Origin of the sequence: Mycobacterium sp. (assembly GCF_032162105.1) — a bacterium.
GTDB lineage: Bacteria > Actinomycetota > Actinomycetes > Mycobacteriales > Mycobacteriaceae > Mycobacterium.
The window spans coordinates 1-3,368 of sequence record NZ_JAVRPS010000236.1; the positions used below are offsets into that span (position 1 = coordinate 1).

The following is a 3,368-nucleotide window of genomic DNA, read 5'->3' on the forward strand; positions in this document are numbered from 1 at the left end:
TCACCAATCCGAAACCACACCTACCAATCCCAGCCCCCGCGATGGACTCACGGTGGCCGGATCGAAAGTCTGCTACCAACATCTTGGCACCCGCCACCGACAACCACTCACCCCAACACCGCTCACCTCTGCGCGGTATCACGCACTTCCGCTCACAATCACACCAGCAGGTGCCAACCCTTCGGCGGTGGTGAGTCAGCCGACGTCGATCGGGGTGAACCGCTCGAGCTGCACGGGCATACCAGGGTTGGCCGGGTTGGGAAGTTCGAGCGGCACGCCGTCGATCACCCGGGTGACCGTGCCCTTCTCGCGGTCGAAGTTCAACGTGCCGTGCTGGAAGTTCTGCACGATCCACTGCGGTTCCTGGATCTCCGCGCTGGTGGGCAATCCCAGTGCGCCGCGCTCGAAGCCCAGCGACGCCCAGGCGTCGTAGATCGCTCCGGTCACCGGTTCGGCGCCGCTCTCAGGAGACCAGTACATGGCTCCCCTCGCGAAGTTCGCGTACCGCGCCGAGCCCTCACCGGACGCCTCCGGTGACGTCGGTGCACCGAGCGGGCTCGCATCGCCGCCGATCGACGCCCACTTCAGGAAGATCGCGCCCCCGCGCAGTGACTCGGCCAGGTCCTGCGGGCCCGGCGGGGCGTTGAACCGGGCGGCGGTCTCCCGCAGGAGCGGCATCGCGGCGTAGGCGGCGTTGCCTGGACATTCGGTGTTGCCGACATCGCGGTGGGTGAAGATCGCGGGCAGGGTCGCCACCGCGCCCCTGGCGAAGAAGGTGAACGAGCCGCCTGCCGAGGCGAGGGCCACCGTGCCCAGCGGGTCGACGTGATCGAGACCGAGGCGCCAGCCCAGCAGGCGTCCGGTGGTGCGCAACTGAATCGGCGTCGGTGGAACGGTCTCGAAGTCGCCGATCATCGCGACGCCCCAGGTGTTCGGGTTGAAGCCGCCGGTGGCGGCGCCTTCGACGGGTCGGGTTATGCCGCCTGCCCTGCCCTCGAAGACCTGGCCGTACTTGTCGACGAGTGCGTTGTAGGCGATGTCGCACCAGCCCAGCGTGCGGGTGTGGTACTCGTAGATCGATCGGACGATGCCTGCCGAGTCCTCCGGCGTGTAGTCGTTGCTGCCTGCCGTGTGGTGCACGACGCCCGCGCGAACTCCGTTGTCGTACACCGTGTCTCCGCACTTCATCGACTCGTCGGCGCCCCACTGGCCGCGTCCGATGATGTTGGGCGGTTGGCCGGGTGCCGTCACCGCGGCCGCCGGTTGCCACTGCACGTCGACCGGGGCTTGCGGCGGGCTGATCAGCACGGCGTTGAGATTCTGCGCAAACGGCTGCTCCACGTTGGCTGGGACGTAGCCGAGGTCGGGCTTCGCGCCGCCTGCGGGCCCGGTCGGGGCGACGCCAGCGGGTCGCATGACGGCAATCTGCACGGCGGTGGTGCGGCCGACGAAGACGGGGTCGGTTCCTGGTGAGTGGGCCGAGCCGTCGCCGACGCCGTCGAGCGCCTCTGCCTCGTACCAGGGGCCCCAGGAACCGTCGGACTTCTTCGCGCGGACCCGCGCGGACGTGCCGGTCATGTCCTCCGCGGTGAGCGCCACCATGGAGAACGGCGTCTCCTGGTGCACCTCGCGGATGGTCTCACCGCCGCCGATACCGGTCAGTGGGCGTTCGACGATCAGGGGTGTGCTGGCCAGTGGCTGCTCGTCGTGGTCTCCGGGGAGTCCATCGACGGCCCACGGCACCATCACGACCGTTGCCGCCACGGCCGAGAACAGCAGCGATGGCACGTTGCGGCGAGACAGCACGGCCTGATGTTACGTATGGGTCAGGTGTTACCAGAGTTTCGACACGGGTTTGACTACCCACCAATGTCAAGCCTCAATCCTGCAACGGCACCGCAGAGCCCACGGCAGGCTTCTGCGGTGCCGTTTCGGTGCAGGACCTAGGCCGGTGCGGCCGCCGGAATCGCAGCGGCTGCTGCTGCCGGTGCTGCGGCACCCTGCTGGATGGCTCCGGTGATCATCGGCATCACCATGCCCTTGAGCAGATCGATCGCCTGGCCGGCGCCGAGTGTCTGGGCGGCGCTGCCCAGATCGCCGAGCAAGCCACCGCTGCCGCTGCTGGCGGGCGCGCCGAGGCCGAGCGAGGGGTCACCTCCGAGGATCGGGTAGGTCCCCGACGTCGGGTCGAGACCGATCGGAGAGGCGATGGGCGATTCACCGAGACCCGGCAGGCCGGTCGCGGTGCTCGGCGTGGTCAGGCCGGGCACTGCGCCGGTCGGACTGGTCAACAGGGGGTTGGTCAGTGCCGGGTTCGTCAGGCCGGCATCGGCCAGCCCCGGCGTCGTCGCCGAGACCGGGGGCACGCTGAGGCCCGGCACGGTGGCGCCTGGCACGGTCGCGCCAGGAGCGGTCAGCCCGGGGGTGGTCAGGCCCGGTGTCGTGAGCCCGGGGGTGGTCAGGCCCGGCGTGGTGAGCCCAGGGGTGGTGAGGCCGCCAGGCGCGGTCAGGCCAGGAGCGGTCAGGCCAGGAGCGGTCAGGCCAGGAGCCGTCAGTCCGGGCGCGGTCAGGCCAGGGCTGGTCAACCCAGGACTGGTCAGTGCGCCGAGCCCCGTCGACGGTGCGCCCGACCCGGTCAGAAGGCCCGTTGGCATCGGCGGCAGGTTGACCCCGAACTGCGACAGGCCCTGGGACAGCGCCCCGAGGAGCTCACTGGGCAGATCGGTGACGAGTGCAGCCTGGACGAACTCGCGGTGTTGCGGTGCGGCGTTGGTGCTGCTGGACGCGTCGGAGAGTACTGCGATTGCTACTGGACTTGCGACGGCCAGGGCGGCGACTGCGCTCATGGCTGTCGAGAGCTTGCGTCGACGTCGGTTGGGCACGGAAGTCTCCTCAAATATCTGGACTACATGTGTTAGGCGCTCATGTGGTCGGTTCATCGGCGGCGACGTCCTCGCCTGTTGAGTCCGTCAATACCGACGTGGTCGATGGTACGGATGTGACTAGTGAGTCTGGAGGGGCGATGCGGAATCGTGAGCGAATTGCGACCTGCCGCGCCGAGGCCCGCACATTGAGACGGGCCGACGAGGCATTCGAGTGGTGACCCTTGAGTCCGATACCCTTGCTGCCGATGACCTCCACCGATCCCCGGGTCGCTGCTCCCTCGCCGGCAAGCGGGGAAACCCCCGGCACCGGCCGCTATGACCTCTTCGTCGTCGGGTCCGGATTCTTCGGTCTGACGATCGCCGAGCGCGTGGCGACACAACTCGGCAAGCGCGTTCTGGTGGTCGACCGCCGGCCTCACATCGGCGGCAACGCCTACTCCGAGGACGAGCCGAGCACCGGCATCGAAGTACACAAGTACGGTG

3 protein-coding genes are annotated in these 3,368 nt (G+C 68.6%); 1 reads left to right on the plus strand and 2 read right to left on the minus strand.

What is annotated here, in order from left to right; all coding sequences use genetic code 11:
• Nucleotides 1–195: 195 nt before the first annotated feature.
• The gene (locus QOC69_RS11880; protein WP_526439613.1) at nt 196–1,806 is read right to left on the minus strand and encodes an N-acetylmuramoyl-L-alanine amidase; all 1,611 of its coding nucleotides are present in this window, start codon (nt 1,804–1,806) and stop codon (nt 196–198) included.
• Nucleotides 1,807–1,943: 137 nt separating this feature from the next.
• Nucleotides 1,944–2,882 carry a hypothetical protein gene (locus QOC69_RS11885; RefSeq protein ID WP_526439615.1) on the minus strand — a complete coding sequence of 313 codons (939 nt, stop codon included), beginning with the start codon at nt 2,880–2,882 and terminating at the stop codon, nt 1,944–1,946.
• Nucleotides 2,883–3,130: 248 nt separating this feature from the next.
• Here QOC69_RS11885 and QOC69_RS11890 point away from each other — a divergent pair.
• Nucleotides 3,131–3,368: NAD(P)-binding protein (locus QOC69_RS11890; protein WP_526439617.1), on the plus strand; the 238-nt coding region annotated here is incomplete at its 3' end.